18 protein-coding genes and 4 tRNA genes are annotated in these 19715 nt (G+C 69.6%); 9 read left to right on the top strand and 13 right to left on the bottom strand.

Going from position 1 to position 19715, the window contains the following annotated elements; genetic code table 11:
* Window positions 1–4 precede the first annotated feature (4 nt).
* Window positions 5–829 (top strand): PSP1 domain-containing protein, encoded by an 825-nt coding sequence (locus IE99_RS0115215; protein ID WP_030170167.1) that lies wholly within the window; start codon window positions 5–7, stop codon window positions 827–829.
* 40 nt (window positions 830–869) lie between these two features.
* Here the strand turns inward: IE99_RS0115215 and IE99_RS0115210 are convergent, their stop codons facing one another.
* The 3 genes from IE99_RS0115210 to IE99_RS0115200 form a co-directional block, all read right to left on the bottom strand.
* Window positions 870–1991 carry a fatty acid desaturase family protein gene (locus tag IE99_RS0115210; protein ID WP_030170164.1) on the bottom strand — a complete coding sequence of 374 codons (1122 nt, stop codon included), beginning with the start codon at window positions 1989–1991 and terminating at the stop codon, window positions 870–872.
* Between the two features lie 11 nt (window positions 1992–2002).
* Entirely contained in the window at window positions 2003–3079 is a 1077-nt protein-coding gene (locus tag IE99_RS0115205) for a ferredoxin reductase (RefSeq protein WP_030170160.1), read from the bottom strand.
* Window positions 3080–3279: 200 nt separating this feature from the next.
* Complete coding sequence (locus IE99_RS0115200) at window positions 3280–4011, bottom strand: DUF427 domain-containing protein (RefSeq protein ID WP_030170156.1); 732 nt, start codon at window positions 4009–4011, stop codon at window positions 3280–3282.
* 220 nt (window positions 4012–4231) lie between these two features.
* On the opposite strand from IE99_RS0115200, the gene IE99_RS0115195 reads away from it, so the two are divergent.
* The 3 genes from IE99_RS0115195 to IE99_RS0115185 all read left to right on the top strand — a co-directional run bounded on the left by IE99_RS0115195 (window position 4232) and on the right by IE99_RS0115185 (window position 6481).
* The gene (locus tag IE99_RS0115195) at window positions 4232–5704 is read left to right on the top strand and encodes an alpha/beta hydrolase (RefSeq protein WP_030170153.1); all 1473 of its coding nucleotides are present in this window, start codon (window positions 4232–4234) and stop codon (window positions 5702–5704) included.
* Between the two features lie 54 nt (window positions 5705–5758).
* Window positions 5759–5834, top strand: a tRNA-Thr gene (locus IE99_RS0115190).
* Window positions 5835–5968: 134 nt separating this feature from the next.
* A complete protein-coding gene (locus tag IE99_RS0115185) occupies window positions 5969–6481 on the top strand; it encodes a DinB family protein (RefSeq protein ID WP_030170150.1) in 513 nt (170 codons plus the stop codon).
* Window positions 6482–6487: 6 nt separating this feature from the next.
* Here IE99_RS0115185 and IE99_RS0115180 read toward each other — a convergent pair whose 3' ends face one another.
* Complete coding sequence (locus IE99_RS0115180) at window positions 6488–7114, bottom strand: maltokinase N-terminal cap-like domain-containing protein (RefSeq protein ID WP_030170147.1); 627 nt, start codon at window positions 7112–7114, stop codon at window positions 6488–6490.
* A gap of 155 nt (window positions 7115–7269) precedes the next feature.
* On the opposite strand from IE99_RS0115180, the gene IE99_RS31880 reads away from it, so the two are divergent.
* From IE99_RS31880 to IE99_RS30340, 3 genes are all read left to right on the top strand, one after another.
* Window positions 7270–7363: transfer RNA gene (locus tag IE99_RS31880), tRNA-Ser, on the top strand.
* Between the two features lie 398 nt (window positions 7364–7761).
* Window positions 7762–9348, top strand: a complete 1587-nt coding sequence (locus IE99_RS0115175) for a TROVE domain-containing protein (protein ID WP_030170144.1) — start codon at window positions 7762–7764, stop codon at window positions 9346–9348.
* Between the two features lie 154 nt (window positions 9349–9502).
* Entirely contained in the window at window positions 9503–10777 is a 1275-nt protein-coding gene (locus tag IE99_RS30340; protein ID WP_051712533.1) for a CE1 family esterase, read from the top strand.
* 27 nt (window positions 10778–10804) lie between these two features.
* Here IE99_RS30340 and IE99_RS0115165 read toward each other — a convergent pair whose 3' ends face one another.
* The 5 genes from IE99_RS0115165 to IE99_RS0115145 all read right to left on the bottom strand — a co-directional run bounded on the left by IE99_RS0115165 (window position 10805) and on the right by IE99_RS0115145 (window position 13503).
* On the bottom strand, window positions 10805–11293 hold the full coding sequence (locus IE99_RS0115165; RefSeq protein WP_030170138.1) for a nitroreductase family deazaflavin-dependent oxidoreductase: 489 nt from the start codon (window positions 11291–11293) through the stop codon (window positions 10805–10807).
* Window positions 11294–11572: 279 nt separating this feature from the next.
* The gene (locus IE99_RS33065) at window positions 11573–11710 is read right to left on the bottom strand and encodes a hypothetical protein (protein ID WP_245623213.1); all 138 of its coding nucleotides are present in this window, start codon (window positions 11708–11710) and stop codon (window positions 11573–11575) included.
* Window positions 11707–12030 (bottom strand): SDR family oxidoreductase, encoded by a 324-nt coding sequence (locus IE99_RS0115155; RefSeq protein ID WP_030170135.1) that lies wholly within the window; start codon window positions 12028–12030, stop codon window positions 11707–11709. Before IE99_RS0115155 ends, IE99_RS33065 begins: the two co-directional genes overlap by 4 nt.
* A gap of 163 nt (window positions 12031–12193) precedes the next feature.
* Window positions 12194–12904: a class I SAM-dependent DNA methyltransferase gene (locus tag IE99_RS0115150; RefSeq protein ID WP_030170132.1), complete on the bottom strand. Its 711-nt coding sequence runs from the start codon at window positions 12902–12904 to the stop codon at window positions 12194–12196.
* A gap of 32 nt (window positions 12905–12936) precedes the next feature.
* Window positions 12937–13503: a TetR/AcrR family transcriptional regulator gene (locus IE99_RS0115145; protein WP_169744433.1), complete on the bottom strand. Its 567-nt coding sequence runs from the start codon at window positions 13501–13503 to the stop codon at window positions 12937–12939.
* A gap of 64 nt (window positions 13504–13567) precedes the next feature.
* On the opposite strand from IE99_RS0115145, the gene IE99_RS0115140 reads away from it, so the two are divergent.
* Complete coding sequence (locus tag IE99_RS0115140; RefSeq protein ID WP_030170128.1) at window positions 13568–16699, top strand: bifunctional cytochrome P450/NADPH--P450 reductase; 3132 nt, start codon at window positions 13568–13570, stop codon at window positions 16697–16699.
* Window positions 16700–16909: 210 nt separating this feature from the next.
* Here the strand turns inward: IE99_RS0115140 and IE99_RS0115135 are convergent, their stop codons facing one another.
* Together IE99_RS0115135 and IE99_RS0115130 are read right to left on the bottom strand one after the other, a co-directional pair.
* Window positions 16910–17425, bottom strand: coding sequence for a GNAT family N-acetyltransferase (locus IE99_RS0115135; RefSeq protein WP_030170125.1), 516 nt, complete (start codon window positions 17423–17425; stop codon window positions 16910–16912).
* A 404-nt stretch (window positions 17426–17829) separates the two neighbouring features.
* Window positions 17830–18180: a winged helix-turn-helix transcriptional regulator gene (locus IE99_RS0115130; RefSeq protein WP_030170122.1), complete on the bottom strand. Its 351-nt coding sequence runs from the start codon at window positions 18178–18180 to the stop codon at window positions 17830–17832.
* 48 nt (window positions 18181–18228) lie between these two features.
* On the opposite strand from IE99_RS0115130, the gene IE99_RS0115125 reads away from it, so the two are divergent.
* Complete coding sequence (locus IE99_RS0115125) at window positions 18229–19122, top strand: NAD(P)-dependent oxidoreductase (protein ID WP_030170119.1); 894 nt, start codon at window positions 18229–18231, stop codon at window positions 19120–19122.
* A gap of 306 nt (window positions 19123–19428) precedes the next feature.
* Here the strand turns inward: IE99_RS0115125 and IE99_RS0115120 are convergent.
* A tRNA-Phe gene (locus tag IE99_RS0115120) sits at window positions 19429–19502 on the bottom strand.
* Window positions 19503–19523: 21 nt separating this feature from the next.
* Window positions 19524–19601: transfer RNA gene (locus IE99_RS0115115), tRNA-Asp, on the bottom strand.
* Window positions 19602–19715 lie beyond the last annotated feature (114 nt).

Below are 19715 nucleotides of genomic sequence, written 5' to 3'. Positions count from 1 at the left end.
GGGAATGGTGATGGCTGTCAGCTTCACCCGGTACGGCCGCCTTTACTACCTCGATCCGGGCGCGCACTCCCCGGCGGTCGGCGACAAGGTCCTCGTCCCGACCGATTCCGGCGCCGAGGTCGCCGAGTGCGTCTGGGCGCCCCAGTGGGTCTCGGACGACATCGGCGGCCTCCCCGTCTGCGAGGGCCCCGCCACGGACGAGCACCTGGAGCGCGACGAGGCGAACCGCCGCCGCCGGGCGGAGGGCCGCGGCATCGCCAAGCGGCTGATCCGCAAGCACGGGCTCCCGATGAAGGTGATCGGCGTCGACTACCTCGACGCCGAGGGCATCTTCAAGATCTACTTCACGGCCCCGCGCCGCGTCGACTTCCGGGCCCTGGTCCGCGACCTGGCCCGCAGCATCAAGGCCCGCGTCGAGCTCCGCCAGGTCGGGCCCCGCGACGAGGCGCGACTCCAGGGCGGCATCGGACCCTGCGGCCGCGACCTGTGCTGCGCGACGTTCCTGAAGGACTTCGAACCCGTCTCCGTCCGCATGGCGAAGGACCAGGACCTCCCCGTCAACCCCCTGCGCATAGCGGGCGCCTGCGGCCGCCTCATGTGCTGCCTCAAGTACGAGCATCCGCTGTACATGGAGTTCAAGGAGAACGCCCCGCGCCTCGGGGCGCGCGTCTCCACCCCGGAGGGCGACGGCCAGGTGATCGGCTACAACGTCCCCGGCGACCGCGTGACGGTGAAGGTGGGCTCACGCCGCTGCTCCTGCCCGTCCGCCTCCGTCTGCTCCCCCCGCAAGCAGCACGACGAGATGTACGACGCGGACGGGACGGGCTGACCGGGCGCCGGCCGGCACGGGACGGCCGGCGCCCGGCAGGTCAGACCGCGCTGGTGCGGGCGCGGCGGCGGTTGCGCCGTTCGCGCTGGTAGGCGAGGTCCTCCTTGGTAGGCAGGGCGTAGCGGAAGATCTTCTTCCAGGTGCTGCCGACCTGCTGGGAGAGGGTGCCCGTGTGGTACGGGAGGTCGTACTTCTCGCAGAGGGCGCGGATGCGGGGCGCGATCTCCGCGTAGCGGTTGCTGGGCAGGTCCGGGAAGAGGTGGTGCTCGATCTGGTGGCTGAGGTTGCCGCTCATCAGGTGGAGGAACGCGCTGCCCTTGATGTTGGCGGAGCCCAGCAGCTGCCGGACGTACCACTGGCCCTTCGTCTCGCCCTCGAGGCGCTCCTCCTCGAAGACCTCGACGTCCCCGGGAAAGTGCCCACAGAAGATGATCATGTGGGCCCAGACGTTGCGGGCGGCGTTGGCGGTGAAGTTGGCGGCCAGCGTCGACAGGAACTGGGGCCCGCTGAGCAGCGGGAACGCGAGGTAGTCCTTGCCCCACTGGCGGCGGATCTTGCGTCCGATCTGGCTGAGCTTCTCCTTGGTGACCTCGGGGTCCACCTTCCCCTTGCGCACGTTCGCGATGTCGAGGTCGTGCAGGGCGACCCCGTACTCGAAGAAGAGGGCGAGGAGGGCGTTGTAGATCGGCTGCGGGATCGCCGACCAGTGCCACCTCTGCTCCGGCGTGATCCGCAGGACGCCGTAGCCCACGTCGTTGTCCTTGCCCAGGATGTTCGTGAACGTGTGGTGGACGAAGTTGTGGGAGTGCTTCCACTGCTCGGCGGGGGAGACGTTGTCCCACTCCCAGGTCGTGGAGTGGATCTTGGGGTCGCGCATCCAGTCCCACTGGCCGTGCATGACGTTGTGCCCGATCTCCATGTTCTCCAGGATCTTCGCGACGGCGAGCGTCGTGGTCCCGGCGATCCAGGCGGGCGGCAGCGAGGACGCCATCAGCATCGCGCGTCCGCCGATCTCCAGGCCCCGCTGCCAGCGGATGACCTTGCGGATGTAGGCGGCGTCGCGCTCGCCGAGGTCGGCGGTGAGCTCGTCGCGGAGCGCGTCGAGCTCGGCGGCGATGGTCTCGTAGTCGGCTTCGGTCAGATGGTCGGTGGTGGTGGTCATCGGTACTCCCCTCACAGTTCGATCTCGACCGGGCCGGCGGCGGCCGATATACAGGTCTGGACGGTGCAGCCCTCCTCCCCGTGCACCTCGCCGGTGCGCAGGTCGCGGACCTTGCCGGAGCGCAGGGTGCCGACGCAGCTGTAGCAGATGCCCATCCGGCAGCCGCTCGGCAGCAGCGCGCCCGCGTCCTCCCCGGCGACGAGGAGCGGTGTGTCGCCGGGCGCCTCGACCTCGACATCGCTCGTGGTGAACCGGACGAGGCCGCCCTCGCCGGAGCCCGCGACGGGCGCGAGCCGGAACCGTTCGATGCGCAGCCGCTCGGCGGCGCCGGCGGCCTCCCAGTGGTCGCTGATCGCGTCGAGCAGCCCGGCGGGACCGCATGCCCACGTGTCGCGTTCCGCCCAGTCGGGGCAGAGATCGCCGATATCGGACGGCTCCAGCCGTCCCGCGGCGGACGTGTGCCGCTCGTGCAGGGTGAGCCCCGGCAGGCGGTGGTGCAGGTCGCGGAGTTCGGCGCCGAAGATGACGTCCCCGGGCGTACGGGCCGAGTGGACGAGCGCGATGTCGGACGCGCAGCCGGTCTCGGCGAGGTGGCGGAGCATCGCCATCACGGGCGTGATGCCGCTGCCCGCCGTGAGGAAGAGCAGCCGGGACGGGACGGGCGACGGCAGCGTGAAGTCTCCGTCCGCCGCGTCCAGCCGCAGGATCGCACCCGGGCGGATCTCGTTGACCAGGTGCGGCGAGACGATGCCGTCCGCCGTCGCCTTGACGGTGATCGTGATGCGGCCGTCGCGGCGCGGCGGGGACGACAGCGAGAACGTCCGGGCGTGCCGGACCCCGCCGATGTCGACACCGACCCGCACCCACTGGCCGGGCCGGTGCCCGCGCCAGCCGTGCCCCGGCTTGATCACCAGGGTGGCGGCGCCGGGCGCCTCGTGCCGGACGGCCTCGACGCGGCCGGCCGGCACGGCGGACCACAGCGGGTTGATGAGACCGAGGTAGTCGTCGGGCAGCAGGGGCGTCGTCAGCATCCGGGCGGCGGCCGCGAGCCGGCGCGCGCGGCGCGCTGGGACGGGCGTGGTGGTCATTGCGTGAGCCTCCCCGAAGGCGCTCTAACTTACGAGTGCGTAACCTACGGTCGCGTAGGTTCGGGGAGGGTTCAACCCCCTCCACGCCAAAGCGACGGGTATCACACGATGGCATGACATATCTGTGTCATGGTGTAAAGCCCGTTGATAAAGGGGGCTCCGACATTTGTGGGAATCCCTCAGACGACCCCCCGCATGCGTCAGAACGGGGTGATCGGACGCTCCTGCCGCACTCCGTCCACGAACACGTCCACCTTCTCGTCGTAGAAGCAGACCAGCCCGGCGATCTTCTGGCTCTCCGCCACCGGGGCGCGGTAGCCCCACGCGAGGTCCTGGTGGACGGTCCCGTTCACCCGCACCGACCAGTACTCGGCGGTCCCCTTGTACGGGCAGCCCGTCACGGTGGCGGTCGGTTCCAGTAGATCCATCCGGACATGCGCCTTCGGCAGGTAGTACCGCACCGGCAGGCTCGTCTCGAACAGCATCCGCGGGCTGGACGACTCCGCGACCGTCACGCCGTCCACCTCGACGCGCACATGCCGGGAACTGGCCAGGATGTCGAGGCGATGGTGCGGGTCACGCGGGTGGATGAAGACCTCCTCGTCCTCCTCGAACCAGCCGTCCATCGCCTTCCAGTCGAGCCGGATCAGACCGGGTAGGGCGTCGCGGGAACGCGCGGCGCCGTGGACCTCCCGGCCGCCCGCCATCACCGTGTAGGACGTCCCTTCCCCGAGCTCTGGCGGGCCTTCCGCAGGTCCCTCCGCCTTCAGCTCTGCCCGGACGTCCTCCTCCGGGATGTAGTACATGGGGTAGTAGGGGATCTCCCACACCAGCGACGGCCTCGTGGTGTCCGCCACCAGATGCCCGCCGATGTACGCCCGGACGCGCTTCCCGCACTCCTCGACCCGGATGCCGTCTTGTGATGTGCCCATGTCAGGGCAACAGCTCCCGTCCGGTGCCTATTTCTCAGCAACCTCATATGGCCGAGGGCGTCACTGCCGCCAGGGCCAACCTCGCCGTCGCCGCGGAGGGCGACACGTCCACCGGGGCAGGGCGGCGGCTCAGACCGGGCGGCGGCCGGACCCCACCACACCGGCCGCCGCCCCGCCGGTACCGTAAGCCGCGGCACATCGACGACGAACGGGGACGCAGGTGCGAGCGAAGCTCATCGGCGCGGCCGTGACGGCGCTGGCCCTGACGGCCTGCAACAGCGAACCGCCGCGGCCCCCCGCCCCCGCCGGCCTGTCGTCGTTCTACGGCCAGAAACCGTCCTGGAAGGACTGCGACGGCGGCTTCGAATGCGCGACCATCGACGTCCCCCTCGACTACGCCGCGCCCGCCGCCGGCACGATCGAGCTCGCCGTGATCAGGCTCCCCGCCGACGGCGACCGCATCGGCTCCCTGCTCACCAACCCGGGCGGCCCCGGCGGCTCGGGCGTCGCCTTCGTCCGGCAGGCGGTCGGCGCGTTCAGCACCGACCTGCGGAAACGCTTCGACATCGTCGGCTTCGACCCCCGCGGCGTCGCCACCAGCGCCCCCATCCGCTGCAACACCACCCAGGACCTCGACGCCTTCTTCGCCGCGGACGCCTCCCCCGACGACGAGCGAGAGAAGCAGACCTACGCGTCCGCCAGCAGAGCCTTCGCGCAGAACTGCGCGACCAAGGAAGCCAGAGACCTCCCCCACGTCGGAACGCTCAACGCAGCCCGCGACATGGACATCCTCCGCTCGTCCCTGGGCGACCCCAAGCTCACCTACTTCGGCGCGTCCTACGGCACCTACCTGGGGGCGACGTACGCGGAGCTGTTCCCGCGCAACGTCCGCGCCCTCGTCCTGGACGGCGCGGTAGACCCCACAACGACCTCCACCGGCCTCCTGGCCGAACAGGCGAAGGGCTTCGAGACCGCCCTGCGCGCCTTCGCGGAGGACTGCGTCCAGAAGAACTGCCCCCTGGGCACGACGCCCGCGGCGGTCCTCTCCACGGTCGACGAACTCCAAGCGAAGACCGACAGAACCCCCCTTACAAGCAGTCGCGACCAGCGCAAGGTCACCGAATCCCTGGTCACGATGGGCATCGCCAGGGCCCTCTACGCGAAGGAGTACTGGCCCGTCCTCCGCCAGGCCCTGACCGCCGCCGTCCAGAGGTCCGACGGCACCATGCTCCTGTCCCTGGCCGACGAGATGGTGGAACGCAAGGACGGCTCGTACAGCAACCAGATGGACGCCAACATGGCCGTCAACTGCGTGGACAAGCCCAACCCACCCGACCTGAAGACGTACGCCAAGGCGGCCGACCAGGCCACGAGGGAATCCCCCCGTTTCGGCCCCTTCGTCGTCTGGAGCGGCCTGCCGTGCGTCTACTGGAAGCCCCGAACGGACCGCCGTCCCACAGCCCTCACCGCCAAGGGCGCGGCCCCAATCCTGGTCATAGGCACGACCCGTGACCCCGCGACCCCCTACAAATGGGCGGAGAACCTCGCCACCCAGCTCTCCAGCGGCGTCCTCCTCACCCTGGACGGCGACGGCCACACCGCCTACCTCCAAGGCGACCCCTGCATCACCCGGGCCACCGACCGCTACCTGATCAGCGCGACCCCGCCCCGACCGAGGACCACCTGCCGCTGAACAAACCCGTGCGCACCCACCCCTCCCAACCCGGTAGACTGCTGCCCGAGGCCCGCCGCCTTAGCTCAGTCGGCAGAGCGATTCACTCGTAATGAATAGGTCATCGGTTCGATTCCGATAGGCGGCTCCAGCTCAAAGCCCCCTTGCGATCACCGTAAGGGGGTTTTGTGTTGAGTGCTCGACTGACTGCCTGACGATTGGGGCGTGGCCGGTTTGCAGGGGAGTGGGTGGCTGCTTCGTTCGTTGCGCGGGCAAGATGTGGGGATGGATGCGAACGAGCGGACCGATCCGCCCCTTGAGGGGGATGAGCGTGCGACGCTGACCGGGTTTCTGCAGTACCAGCGTGACACCCTGGCGTGGAAGTGCTCCGGGCTGACCGGTGACCAGTTGCGGAGTCGGGCGGTGTCGCCTTCGGCGCTTTCGCTGATCGGGCTGGTGCGGCACATGACCGATGTCGAGCGGAGCTGGTTCCGCAACGTGTTGAACGGCGAGGACATCTTGCCGATCTACTGGGCTGCGGATCGCAGCCGGTTCGACGATTTCGTGGTCGAGGACGCCGATCCCGATGAGGCGTTCCGGTTGTGGCACGAGGCCTGCGCTGAGTCGCGGGAGATCGTGGACGCCGCCGAATCGCTCGATGTCACCGGACACCATCCCCGGCACGGCAGCGACCACTCGTTGCGGTGGATTCTCGTCCACATGATCGAGGAGTACGCCCGGCACAACGGGCACGCCGACCTGCTCCGTGAGCGTATTGACGGCGCGACCGGCGAATAGCCGGGGCTAGCCGGTCAGCAGGACGGCGAAGAGGCCCTGGACTCGGGTGCCGTCCGGCATCTGCCAGGTGCCCGCGACATGGCCTTGCCTCGGTCGGAGATGAGGTGCGGCGGTCGAGCGCAGGACGCGGTGCAGGCGGAGGGTCGTGCCGTCCGGTGCCGTCAGCTCGGTGCCTTCTTGGGCGTCGGTCACGGTGGTGGGGAGGGGGATGGGCGCGTCGCCTGCGTAGGCGCGGGTGACCTCGTGGTCGGGGGTGTCGCTGGTGTTCTGGTCCTGGGCTTCTGTCCGGCCCTCGATGAGGGCCAGGAGCTGGGCGACCATCACCGGGTCGTGGCAGCCGTCGTAGGCCCAGCGCCTGCCCAGGACGCCGTGTTCCATGGTGCCGACGAGGGCGTGCTCCGCTCCGTCGAGCGGGGCGCCGCGGTAGGTGAGCGGTACGAGGTAGGCGGCCGAGGCGTCGTTGACGATCATGAACTCGATCCCGACCTCGCCCTGGGGGTCGTCCAGGCGGAAGCCGCCGGCCTTGGTCAGGACCGGTCCGGCGCTCCCGCGGTACCACGGCCGGGAGGGGAGCCAGGCGGTGAGCAGCTCCAGCTTGGTCGGCTTGAGGACGGTCTGGTGGATGACGGCCATGGACAGGATTCTGCCGTATACGGGCTCCAGGGGGCCGGAAAATCAGGTGCGGGTTCTCGGGGGCGCTGGTTATCGTCTTCATTGCCTCCCGGTGCGAAGGCCGCGGGTTACTTCTTCTGTTAAAGGAAACGATCCTGCGGTTGCTTCCGTTCTCGGGCGGTGTACGACTTCAGAGTGTTCCCGGTGCGCAGGTGAGGGATACTTCCAATTGAGATGGAGAGGTTGCGGGTTCGAGTCCCGTCGCCGGCCTTCGGGCCGGCGTAGCTCAATCGGTAGAGCGCTTACGGTGACCTTCGCCGACCTTGTTCTCGGGAACTCTCTGGAGACAACCGAATACGCACCTCCCGGTGCGCAGGTGAACGGATACTTCGAGGTTCGACCCCTTGCAGGCCTGGTCAGGCCCGTTGCCCCAACACGGCGGGGCGGTCCGTGCGCCGACCTGATCTCGGGAGGGGGCATGTGTTCCGCGGGTGCCCGGTGCGAAGGCAACGGATACTTCTCAATCCATGGGTCGTGGGTTCGAGTCCCACCGCCACCGCGAGGTGGTGTAGCTCAGTCGGGCAGAGCAATGGGAAACGGCCGTTGCCGATTCTGATCTCGGGCACCACCGCGGAAAGGCTCCCTCCATCTCGGAAGGAGCCTTTTTCATGGCCAAGTTCAATCGCGCCGCCGTGCGCGCGGCGGTCGCCGGTCTGATCAAGACCGAGACGGTGCCGTCCGGCCGTACCCACGAGGGGGCGCCCGCATATGCGCGGGACGCCAAGAGTGAGCTCTTCCTTCTGGCGGTCGCGAACATGGTCGGCGAGGACACCTTCTACGAGTCCGCCGGTGCGCGTGACGCGCGGTTCCGTGAGCTCGTCCACGAGGTCGCCGTCGACGATCCGGAGTGGCTCGCGGAGTTCCTGCCGTGGCTGCGCGGCGAGGCCAACATGCGTTCGGCGCCCGTGGTCGCGGCGCTCGAGGCGGTGCGCGCGCGGCTGGACGCCGGGCTGAGCGGCGGCAACCGGCAGCTCGTGGCGAGTGTGCTGCAGCGGCCGGACGAGCCGGGTGAAGCGCTGGCCTACTGGACGTCCACGTACGGGCGCGCCATTCCGAAGCCGGTGAAGCGGGGCGTCGGCGATGCCGTCCAGCGGCTCTACGGCGAGCGGGCGCTGCTGAAGTACGACGGCGATTCCCGGGGTTTCCGGTTCGGGGACGTCATCGATCTGGTCCACCCGGTACCGGGTGCGCCGTGGCAGGGCGACCTGTTCCGGCATGCGCTGGACCGGCGTCACGGTCGGGGCGAGGAGATCCCGTCGAGCCTGCGAGTGCTGCGGGCGCGTGCGGAGCTGATGTCGCTGCCCGTCGGCGAGCGGCGCGCGGTTCTCGCGGCCCCGGACCGGCTCCGGGACGCGGGCATCACCTGGGAGGCGCTGGCCGGCTGGCTGCAGGGGCCGATGGACGCGGCCGCCTGGGAGGCGGTCATTCCGTCCATGGGGTACATGGCGCGGCTCCGCAACCTGCGGAACTTCGACCAGGCCGGGGTTTCGGACGAGGTCGCCGCGCGGGTCGCGGCGAGCCTGTCCGACCCGGAGCAGGTGGCGCGGTCACGGCAGTTCCCGTTCCGGTTCTTCTCGGCGTACCAGGCGGCACCGTCGCTGCGCTGGGGCGACGCGCTCGAGAAGGCGCTGGCGGCGTCGACCGCGAACGTGCCCGCGCTGCCCGGCCGGACGCTCGTCCTCGCGGACACCTCGGGGTCGATGCTGGGCAGGGGGGTTTCGGCCCGGTCGACCATGTCGTACGCGCAGATGGCCGCGCTGTTCGGCGTCGTCCTCGCGACGCGCGGGAACGATGTCGATCTGCACGGGTTCGCGGACGGCACGTTCCGCCACAAGGTGGGGCGTGGCGCGTCCGTGCTGCGCGAGGTGGGGCGGTTCGTCGGCCGGATCGGCGAGGTCGGGCACGGCACCCGCATCGCCGCGGCCGTCCGCGCGACCTACCGCGGGCACGACCGGGTGATCATCCTGTCGGACATGCAGACGTTCGTCGACGGGCGCGGCGAGGTCGGGCAGGCGGTGCCGCAGCATGTGCCGATGTACGGGTTCAACCTGGCCGGCTACAAGCACGCGGCGATGCCGGCCGGGATCGGGACGCGGCACGAGCTCGGCGGGATGACCGACGCGACGTTCCGGCTCATTCCGCTGATGGAGGCCGGCCACGACGCCGTTTGGCCGTGGAAGACCGCCGCCGCGTGACGGCGGAAGGGATCGGCTCCGCATCCGCCGGACGGATGCGGAGCCGATTTGGCCGGATCCTGCCGCGTCGTCCGTGATCGTCGGGGGTGACTGCGGTGCGTCCGGTGCCTAGCCTGGTGGTGGTCGGGGGTGATCCGTGGAACGGAGGGCTCCCGTGCACATCCTCTCGTGGCGCCGGTGTCGGGCATTCGTCGCGATCTCGCTCGCGATCGGCTTCGCGCAGGTGCCGTCGGCGGCGCACGCGGACGGTCCCCCGCCGGACCGCATCACCGTGTCGGTCGAGGGAGAACCCGCCTATCGCCTGGACGGCGACCTGACGTCCGGCGGGATCGTCATCGCTGATGACATCGTCGATTTCGCCACAAAGCGGATCGAGGGCCAGGGCTCGCTGCGGGGTGCGGACGGCGGTACCGCCACGGTGAACATCAAGGTCGGCAAGGCGTTGGTCGGGATGGCGGGCACGTTCGTCCTGCGGGACCCGTCCGCCGACGTGAGGATCTGGGCTCTGGTGCACGGCGACGTGACCGCTCCGGTCGACGGCACGGTCGTATGGCGCGGCGCCGCCGACGTCCGGCGCGGTTCCGAGTCCGCCAGGCGAACCGTGCGGATCACCATCCAGGACAGGACGCTCGACCCGGGCGACCACGCGATACGTATCGAGCACGCCGGGCAGGACCGCCGCGCCCTCGTCACCCTGCCAGACGGGTACGACGGTTCACCGCTACCGGTGCTGTTCCACCTTCCCGGCCTGATCGAGACCCCGTGGATGGCGGAGCTCTTCGGCCGCATGTCGCAGTACTCAAGGACGCGCGGCTTCATCATGGTGACGGCCGAGCATTACGGGCTGGGCTGGCAGGTGGGCGCGGATGTCCCCCGAGACCCGGATGTGGACGACCCGGGCTTCATCAACCGCCTTCAGGACATCCTGATCTCCCGTTTCAACGCCGACCCGAAACGGCTGTACGCGTCCGGCCTGAGCAACGGCGGGTTCTTCACCAGCCGGCTGGCCTGCGAGAACCGCCGGTTCGCCGCGTACGCCCCGGTGGCCGGGCAGCTCCAGGACGAGGCGTCCTGCCGGCCTGGGCGGCACGTCCCGATCGTCCTGATCCACGGGACGACCGACCCCCTGGTTGAGTACGAGACGGCCCCGGAGGCGGCTGGGTTCTTCGCGTCCAACAACGGCTGCGGCGCGGCCACGGATGTCACCGACCTGCCGGACATCGACCCAGGCGACCGCACCACCGTCACCCGGCACACGTACCGGAATTGCCGGGCGGACGCGCCCGTCGTCCTGTACGAGATCAAGAACGGCGGCCACCAGTGGCCCGGCGGCACGCCGTTCCCGCTCCCGTTCCTCGGCGCGACGACGCAGGACATCGACGCGAACGCGGTCATCTGGGATTTCGTCTCGCGCTTCCGCCTGCCCTGACCACGCGCGGCCGATAATCCGAAAGGGTTATGAGGCGGCCTTGACCGGCTCACAGATGACGACGGGGATCTCGCGGTCCGTCCATTCCTGGTAGTTGCCGTATTCGGGATAGAACTCGACCAGGCGCCGCCAGAGGTCGGCGCGCTCCTCGCCTTCGGCGGTGCGCGCCGTCATCGGCTGCGGACGCCGCCCCGTCTGCACCTTGACCTGCGGATTCGCGCCGGCGTTCAGGTACCACTGGGGGTGCTTGCCGGTTCCGCCACGGGAGGCGACGATGATGACGCGCTCCCCGTCCGGCAGGTAGAGCAGCGCCATGGTGCGGTCCTTGCCGGACTTGCGGCCCGTCGTGGTGAGCAGGCAGACCGGCACCCCGGACGGGAATGCGCTGCCGAACCGGAACTTGCGCCCGACGCGTCCGCCGGTGGCGCGGAAGAGCGTCACATGGCTGCGGGTGAGCGCCTTCATCGCGGGGGCGAACATCGAGGAATCGAAGAACTTGGGCCTGCCGCTCGACACGATCCACTCCATCCTGGGCGGGAACCCGATCATTGTGCCGATCCCGCGCCGAATGCGCACCCGGCCGGCCGGCCGAAGTCGCGCCGGAGACCGCGAATTCGCAGCTAGACACCTTCGTGAGCGATCTGAATTTTCTCAAGCCGCCGGTCGCGCTCGTTCATCGAAGGGCCAAAATGACGTCCGCGACCCGATTGCCGGACGGCGCCGCCCCGGAACGCCCATCTGTGGCGGCCAACCGCGCGACGAATCGCGAGTGGTCGCTCAGCGGTTCGATGCGCGCTACGACCGCGGCACCCCGTCACCGGAGCGCAGCAGAGGACGAAGCGTCGTGTAAGCCCAGCCGGCGAGGGTGGTGGGCGTGGTGGTGATCAGGTCCCGGGGCTGCTCGGGAACCAGGTCACGGGTGCCTGCCGTCATGCCGGCGATGCCCTCCACCGCCGAGGGCGGCAGGCCCGCTCCGCGCAGGGCGCCGCGGTGCGCAGCGAGGTCTCCACCGGGTCCTCGACCACGTGCGGAGTCGGATCGACCCAGAAGACGGTACGTGCCCCCCGCACCGCGTCCCGGACATATGCGGCGTCGGTGAGATCACCTTGGCGCACGTCGACACGTTCGCGAATGCCGTCGTCCAGGCGTTGCGGATCCCGGACGAGCACGCGCGGCCGAACACCGGCCTGGAGCAGCAACCGGACCACGCGCGATCCCACATGGCCGGTAGGGGTGGTGACGACGATGGTCACGATGCTTCCTCCGTTCTCCCCACCGGCTCGCCGAGAATGTGTCCGGTGGCTGCGCCGGGAAACGGTACTCAGAGCGTCGGACGATCTCAGATCGCCGAACCGAATGGCGATCGCCGCCTGCTCCGTGGCCGACGCGCTCCGTCAGCGTGAATCGCCGCGTCCGTCAGCCCTTGCGTGCGAGCACGAGACGGTGACGAGGGCTTCCGTCCGAGCGTCGGCCCAGACAGGCCAATGGGAGGGTCGTCACGGTGAACCCCACCGCTTTCAAATCGTCCTGGAGGGCGCTCAGCGGGCATGTGCGGTAATACATGACGAACGGTGGCCGCCACACGGCGTTTCGCACGCGCATGGCCGCGTCGAATCCGAGCGCCGTCCAGTATCCGATCGAGGCGATCGGTTGCGGCCCGCCGACGGGAAAGGCGAAAAGCCCACCGGATCGGAGCGCGCGGTGCACCCCGGCGAAGACCGCCGGCCGTTCGGCGGGCAGCAGATGCCCGAGTGCCCCGAAGGTGACCGCGAGATCGAAGGCCCCGGCGAAGGGCAGCGCCCTGACGTCGGCCTGCACCCATCCGGCGTTCGGATGCGAGTCGCGCGCCCGCGCGAGCATTCCCGCGCTGAAGTCGACGCCCGTGATCCGTTCGCGGCACAGGGGCTCGAGGGTTCGCATTCCGGCGCCGGTGCCGCAGCACACGTCCAGTCCCCGCCCGAACGGCCCGAGCGGGCGCAGTGCGATGGCGGTCGCGTCGAGAACGCCGTCGGGAGTGCGGAAAGGCGTGTGGTCGAACTTCGGGGCGAGCAGGTCGTAGCCGCGCTCGACCGAGGACAGTGCCTGCACCGCCAGCTCGCGCAGCGACGGACCTTGAGGCGAGAACACGAGGTAAGCGTACTTCGCGCGATCGGCGGTGTTCAGCGGTGGAATGCCGCCAGTCCCGCGATGGCGAAGTCGAGGCTGGACTCGAAGGTCTCGTCGAGGTCGGCGGCCCCGCCCTGCTCGTCCAGCGCTCCGGTCGTCTCGCCGAGGATGAACCCCGACAGCAGCGCGAACAGCGCCTTGCGGGCGTGCGCGAGATCGTCCGGGCCGATGCCGGCGGCGGTGAGGATGCGGTCGAGCGCCCGCCAGAGCCGGTGGTCGCTGCCGGTGACCTCCGGATGCGACTGGGCGTACAGCCACAGGGACGGATGGCGGCGGGCGCTGGCGCGGCAGGCGTGGCCGAGGGCCCGGAGCTGCTGCGGCCACGGCGCGCCGTCGTCGGGCGGCAGGCTCAGCTGGGCGCCGACCAGGGCGCAGACCCGCTGGAGCAGCGTCGTCTTGCTGTCGATGTGGTGGTACAGCGACATCGGGTTGACGTCGAGTTCCACCGCAAGCTTGCGCATGGACAACCCCTCGACGCCGCCCGCGTCGATGAGGCGCAGGGCCGTGGCGTAGATCTCTTCGGGGCTCAGGGGGGCACCCCGGTGCGCACTTACAGCCATACGCTGTATGGTAACGTCCGCCATACGGTGTATGGCTTGCACCGGCCCGCCGCCAAGGAGCCCCATGCCCGCGAACCGGACCATCCCCGTCCTGCGAGGGCTGCCCGTCCTCGGCAACGCCCTGCAACTGTCGGGCGACGTGCCCACCGACTTCCTCGTGGAGACCGCCGAGCGGCACCCCGGGGGGATCTACCAGCTGGACGTCCTGGGACGTCGTCCGCTGTTCGTCTACGACCCCGACCTCGTCGCCGAGATCTGCGACGAGAAGCGGTTCTACAAGAGCGTCGCGCCGCCGCTGGCGATCGTCCGCGACTTCGCCGGCGACGGGCTCTTCACCGCCCGCGGGGACGAGCCGGTCTGGGGCCGGGCGCACCGCATCCTGATGCCGGCGTTCGGCCAGCGGTCCATGAAGGCGTACTTCCCGCAGATGCTCGACATCGCGCAGGAACTGGTGGCGTCCTGGACGCGCCGTCAGGGCGAGGACCTCCCCGTCGCCGACGACATGACGCGCCTCACCCTGGACACGATCGCGCTCACCGGCTTCGGCTACCGGTTCGACTCCTTCTCGTCCCCCCGGCTGCACCCGTTCCTGCAGGCGATGGGCAACGCCCTGACCGAGGCCATGGTCCGCGCCCGGCAGCCGCCGCTGGTCACCCGGATGCGCACCAGGCGCGAGGACGCCTACCGCGCCGACATCCGCGCCATGCAAGACCTCGTGGACGACGTCATCCGGCAGCGCCGCGCCGGAGACCGCGCCGGAGGCACGGACCTGCTCGGCCTGATGCTGGACGCCTCCGACCCCGGCACCGGGGAGCGGCTGCCCGATGACAACATCCGCAACCAGGTGCTGACCTTCCTGATCGCCGGGCACGAGACGACCAGCGGGCTGCTGTCGTTCGCCCTCTACAACCTGCTGCGCAACCCCCACGTCCTGGCCCGCGCCTACGCCGAGGTCGACCGCCTGCTCCCGGACACCACCCCGCCCACCTACGAGACGATCATGAAACTGGACGTGATCCCCCGCGTCCTGGAGGAGACGCTGCGGCTCTGGTCGCCCATCCCCGGCACCATCCTCAAGCCGTTCGCCGACACCGAGATCGGCGGCCACCCGGTGGGCAAGGGCCGGCAGATCTTCATGCTGCTGCCCGCCCTGCACCGGCATCCGAAGGCATGGGACCGTCCGGACGAGTTCGACATCGACCGCTGGCTCCCCGAACGCCGCGCCGAGCACCACCCCGCCGGCTACAAGCCGTTCGGCAACGGCGAACGGGCCTGCATCGGACGCCAGTTCGCCCTCACCGAGGCGCGGCTCGCCCTCGCCCTCGTCCTGCAGCGGTTCGCGATCAGCGACCCCCACGCCTACCGGATGCGGGTCAAGCAGACCCTCACCCTCAAGCCCGAGGGCTTCACGATCCAGGTCCGCGAACGCCGCGCCCACGAGCGCGGCACCGCCATCGCGGAACCGGTGGCGGAGGAACGGGTCGCCGCCGGCACGCCTCTCACCGTCGCCTACGGCACGCCATTCACCGTCGCCTACGGCTCCAACCTCGGCACCTGCGCCGCCATCGCCGAGCGCCTGGCCGAGCGCGCCGACCGGTCCGGCTTCGCCGTCACCCTCACCACGCTGGACGAGCTGGCGACCGACCCGCCCCGGCAGGGGATGCTCGTCGTGGTCGCCGCCAGCTACAACGGCAAGGCCCCCGACAACGCCCGTGCCTTCGACGCCCTCGACGAACTACCGCCCCTGGACGGCGTCCGACTGGCCCTGCTCGGCTGCGGCGACACCCAGTGGCCCACATACCAGGCATTCCCCCGGCGCGCCTTCACCAAGTTCACCGACGCGGGGGCCGTCCCGCTGGTGGAACGCGGCGAAGCCGACGCGGCAGGCGACCTCGACAGCGGTGTCACCACCTGGACCGCCACCCTCTGGGCGGCCCTCACGACCGAGTACGGGACGTCCACCGCGTCGGCCGAGCCCCGCTACACCATGGACGTGCTCACCGAGGCCGACGTCCGCCCCGCCGTGATCTCGGCCGCGGCCGTCCCGCTGACCGTGGTCGAGGTCCAGGAGCTGACCGGTGATCCCACGGGACTGTGGGACTTCTCCCTGGAAGCGCCCCGTCCCGGCGTCCGCTCGATCGTCGCCGCCCTCCCCGACGGAGTGACCTATACGGCCGGCGACCATTTGGCCGTCTTCGCCAAGAACGACCCCGAACAGGTGCAGCGGGCACTGCACCTCCTGAGCGTCCCCCGCGACCAGGTCGTCCGGCTCCGCGCCCGTGGGACGACCCACCTGCCGGTGGACACCCCGATCACGGCCGGTCTCCTGCTGACCGAGTTCACCGAACTCCAGGAGCCCGCCACCCGATCCGACCTGGAAACGCTCACCGCCCACACCGAGTGCCCGCACACCCGCGGCCGGCTCGCCGCACTCGCCGACACCTACGCGGACGAGATCCTGGCGAAACACGTCTCCGTGCTCGACCTCCTGGAACGTTTTCCCGCCGTCACGCTGCCCCTCCCGGTCTTCCTGGAAACGGTCGGCCCGATCCGTCCGCGCTACTACTCGATCTCCTCGTCACCGTTGGCCGACCCCCACCGCGTCCGGCTTACGGTCGGCCTGGTGGAAGGCCGCGCCTGGTCCGGAACGGGCCACTACCGAGGAACATGCTCGGCCTACCTGGCGACCCTGGGCCCCGGCGACGTCTTCTACGGCCACGTCCGCACGCCCGCACCCCCGTTCCGGCTCCCCGCCGACCCGGCCACCCCGCTGATCCTCATAGGCCCCGGCACCGGAATAGCGCCCCTGCGCGGCTTTCTAGAAGAACGCGCCCACTCTGGCGCGACCGGACCGGCCGAACTGTTCACCGGCTGCCGCCACCCCGGCCACGACCGCCTTTACGGCGCCGAACTCGACACCTGGCAGAAGGACGGGCTGGTCCGCGTCCACACCGCGTTCTCCGCAGTGCCCGACCACCCGGTCCGCTATGTCCAGCAGGCCCTGGCCGAGGGAGCCGACCGCCTCTGGGAATTGCTGAACCAGGGGGCGCACATCTACATCTGCGGCGACGGCCTGAACATGGCGCCGGCCGTCCGCCAGACCCTCGCCCGGCTCTACAAGGACCGCACCGGCAACGACAAGGGCCTCAGCCTCCTGGAGGTCGAAGGCCGCTACCACCAGGACATCTTCGCCTGAAGACCGCAACCCAGACCTCCACTCGGCGAACCACCAGGCGCACCAATGAGCGGCTCATCACAAGTGTTGTCCGCGACGATCCACAGACTGTGGACGGCCCGCTCCGCCGGATTCGTCTCAGCGCTATCAGGACCGGCGAGGGCGCGCCCGATAAGCCTGTGCCATCCGCCGGGGGATCGGCAGCGGAGAACCCGCTGCCGATCCCGTGGGTTACCGCTGCGCCGGGCGAGTGGCGCGGTAACGAGCGGTGTTCTGCTCGGGATCGGTGTGCGTCCGCTCGAACCCGGCCTTTTCCAAGACCCGGATGGAGGGCGGGTTGGACAGCTCCACGTTGGCGTGGACGGCATGGACGCCGGGTGCCCTGAAGGCGTACGCGGTCAGGGCTCGCGTGGCCTCGGGGGCGTAGCCGAGTCCTCGGCGGGACGGCACGATGCCGTAGCCGATTTCCACCGTGCCGTCGCTGGGCGGCCAGAACAGCCCGATCGACCCGACCACCAGACCGCTGTCGCTTTCGATGATCTGACGGTGGCCGTACTCGCCCAGCCATGCGGGGTGCTCGGTGAACAGACCGGCGATGACGTGGTCGCCCTCGGCGGGGAAGTCCTCCGCCCAGTGCGCCGGCCGAGCGCCGTCCAGGACGGCGGTGACCTCGGCAGGGACCCACGACCGCAGGACGAGGCGGTCAGTGGTCAGGTCGGCATCGGTCGCCGAGAAGAAAGAAGACAAGGTGGAACTCCTGATCGTGGAAACGACCCGGCCGGCGCTCTAGGCGCGCGCGGACCGGAGAAGGGCATGCTGAAGACGGCCGTCGGCAGCCATATTCATCAAGCTCCTCGTCCGTAGTGATCAGGTGCCACGACACTAAGGCCCTGCGGCCATCCGGAGCAAACCGGTTTCCACAGGTCTTCAGCCTCGACCCGCCCCTCCGGACCGTCCGAAAGCACGCGGTCACCGCGCAAGGCCACCCCGCCCCCGAAACCGCGAGCAGCCGCCGAACCGCCCGGCTCGAAGTATGGGCGCGGACGGTACCCACTTTTTGTGGGTACTTGGCTGGGCGCGGTGGTGGGACGAGGCTAGTGGTCGGCGGTCAACGGACCGTTCGATCAAGGTGGAACGGAGGTGGCGTGCGTTCAGGAAGCCGACTGGCCCTCGGCGAGTTTCTCCAAGCGGCGGTGACCCCAATCGGAGAGGGGAGCCAGCGCCTCGGAGAGGTCGCGGCCGAACTCGGTCAGGAAGTACACCGTCTTCAGCGGTAGCCCATCGTGCACCTCGCGGTGCACCAGGCCGTCTTCCTCCATTTCGCGGAGCGCCTGAGTCAACACTTTCTCGCTGAGGTCCGGCAGCCGTCGACGCAGCTCGCCAGGGCGGTGCGGGCGGCCTTCCAGCAGCCAGAGCAGGGCGGTCTTCCACTTGCCGTCGATCACGGCGATCGCGGCTGTCACTCCGCAGACGTTGGTGTTCTGAGCAAGCTTGCGCGTCATCGATGTCCTTTTACTGCTGTTTGTCGATTCTATTGTGGAGGTTAAGTCATGTCCGAACAGTCTGCCGTCACCGTGATCGGTCTGGGACCGATGGGGCGTGCCTTGGCGAGCACGTTCGCAGGCGCCGATCTGCGGAGCACCGTCTGGAACCGAACTCCGGGCCGGGATCACGAACTGGTCGAACAAGGCGCGATCCGCGCCCGATCGGCCGAGGAGGCGGTCGCCGCGAGCGACCTGACCGTGGTCTGCGTGGTGGACTACGACGCGGCGGACTCGGTTCTGCGGCGTGACGCGGTCACCGACGCGCTCAAGGGGCGCACCGTGGTGAACCTGACCGCCGACACACCTGGACGTGCCCGCGGCACCGCCGCCTGGGCGGCCGACCACGGCATCCGGTACCTGGACGGCGTGATCATGACGCCGGCCGTCACCATCGGAACGCCGGACGCGGTGTTCATCCACAGCGGCCCGAAGGATCTCTACCGAAAGCACCTTCCAGTGCTGGAGGCGCTGGGCGGCGCCCACACTCATCTGGGCGAGGACATCGGCAGGGCCGCCGCGTATGACATCGCGCTGCTGGACATCTTCTGGACCGCGATGGCCGGCTACGCGCACGCCTTGGCGGTGGCGAAGGCGGAGGGGATCACCGCGCGCGAACTGGCCCCGTTCGCCACGGGCATCGGCGCGATCCTGCCACCGATCTTCGAGGAACTCGCGGAAGGGGTGGACAACGGCAACTTCTCCGGCGAGGGCAACCCGATCACCTCGGCGGCGTCGTCCATGGCCCACATCATCCACACCTCCGAAGCCCACGGGATCGACGCCGGTGTCATGCGAGCCGCCGAGGGCCTGGCCCGCCGCGTCATTGGAATGGGCAACGGCACGGACGGCTTCATCCGCGTCACCGAACTCCTCGCAGAGACGACCGACGTGGGGCGCTGAAGACCGTTCGAGGGGACATCGAAAGCTCGTACTCGTCGTCGACTATTCGCTGCTCGCCCCAGAACGCCGACCTAAGAAGCCCGTTGACGGATCAGGCACGCAACGGCCACGGCCGCAGGAGAACGGCTCGTGAACGATGAGGCCCCAGCGTTCAGGATCATGTCCCGGACACCGCCTACGCTCACGCGGCACTGAAAGAGAAGCGGCGGGCGCTTGGGAAGCCAAGGGATGCGCTCGGCCGAGGCCGTTGCTGTCAAAAGGCCCGGAACCTGATCAGCTTCCGGGCCCTTTGGCTGGTCTATGGAGTGGGCAGGGGCGGGGTCGAACCGCCGACCTTCCGCTTTTCAGGCGGACGCTCGTACCGACTGAGCTACCTGCCCAGGACGCGCAGTCGGCGCGTCTGGCGGTCCTGACGGGATTTGAACCCGCGGCCTCCACCTTGACAGGGTGGCGAGCACTCCTAACTGCTCCACAGGACCTTGCTGCTCCTGAGCTTAGTGGCTCTGGAGTGTGTCTTGACCGGGCTGCCCCGTTCTTGGCGACGTCCGAGAGCATACGCGATGGCCGTGGGTGGCGCCAACTCGGTTCGTGGC

Origin of the sequence: Spirillospora albida, assembly GCF_000718255.1 — a bacterium.
GTDB classification, from domain to species: Bacteria; Actinomycetota; Actinomycetes; order Streptosporangiales; family Streptosporangiaceae; genus Spirillospora; species Spirillospora albida.
The sequence above is the reverse complement of the archived record's forward strand: the minus strand, read 5'-3'. Positions and strand labels throughout refer to the sequence as shown.

Coding starts and splice junctions, on each gene's coding strand:
- IE99_RS0115140 (WP_030170128.1), top strand. CDS start 13,568: ATGCCCGCGAACCGGACCATCCCCGTCCTGCGAGGGCTGCCCGTCCTC.
- IE99_RS33065 (WP_245623213.1), bottom strand. CDS start 11,710: ATGACGGCAGGCACCCGTGACCTGGTTCCCGAGCAGCCCCGGGACCTG.
- IE99_RS0115205 (WP_030170160.1), bottom strand. CDS start 3,079: ATGACCACCACGCCCGTCCCAGCGCGCCGCGCGCGCCGGCTCGCGGCC.
- IE99_RS0115125 (WP_030170119.1), top strand. CDS start 18,229: ATGTCCGAACAGTCTGCCGTCACCGTGATCGGTCTGGGACCGATGGGG.
- IE99_RS0115200 (WP_030170156.1), bottom strand. CDS start 4,011: ATGGGCACATCACAAGACGGCATCCGGGTCGAGGAGTGCGGGAAGCGC.
- IE99_RS0115130 (WP_030170122.1), bottom strand. CDS start 18,180: ATGACGCGCAAGCTTGCTCAGAACACCAACGTCTGCGGAGTGACAGCC.
- IE99_RS0115210 (WP_030170164.1), bottom strand. CDS start 1,991: ATGACCACCACCACCGACCATCTGACCGAAGCCGACTACGAGACCATC.
- IE99_RS0115215 (WP_030170167.1), top strand. CDS start 5: ATGGTGATGGCTGTCAGCTTCACCCGGTACGGCCGCCTTTACTACCTC.
- IE99_RS0115175 (WP_030170144.1), top strand. CDS start 7,762: ATGGCCAAGTTCAATCGCGCCGCCGTGCGCGCGGCGGTCGCCGGTCTG.
- IE99_RS0115180 (WP_030170147.1), bottom strand. CDS start 7,114: ATGGCCGTCATCCACCAGACCGTCCTCAAGCCGACCAAGCTGGAGCTG.
- IE99_RS0115185 (WP_030170150.1), top strand. CDS start 5,969: ATGGATGCGAACGAGCGGACCGATCCGCCCCTTGAGGGGGATGAGCGT.
- IE99_RS0115145 (WP_169744433.1), bottom strand. CDS start 13,503: ATGGCTGTAAGTGCGCACCGGGGTGCCCCCCTGAGCCCCGAAGAGATC.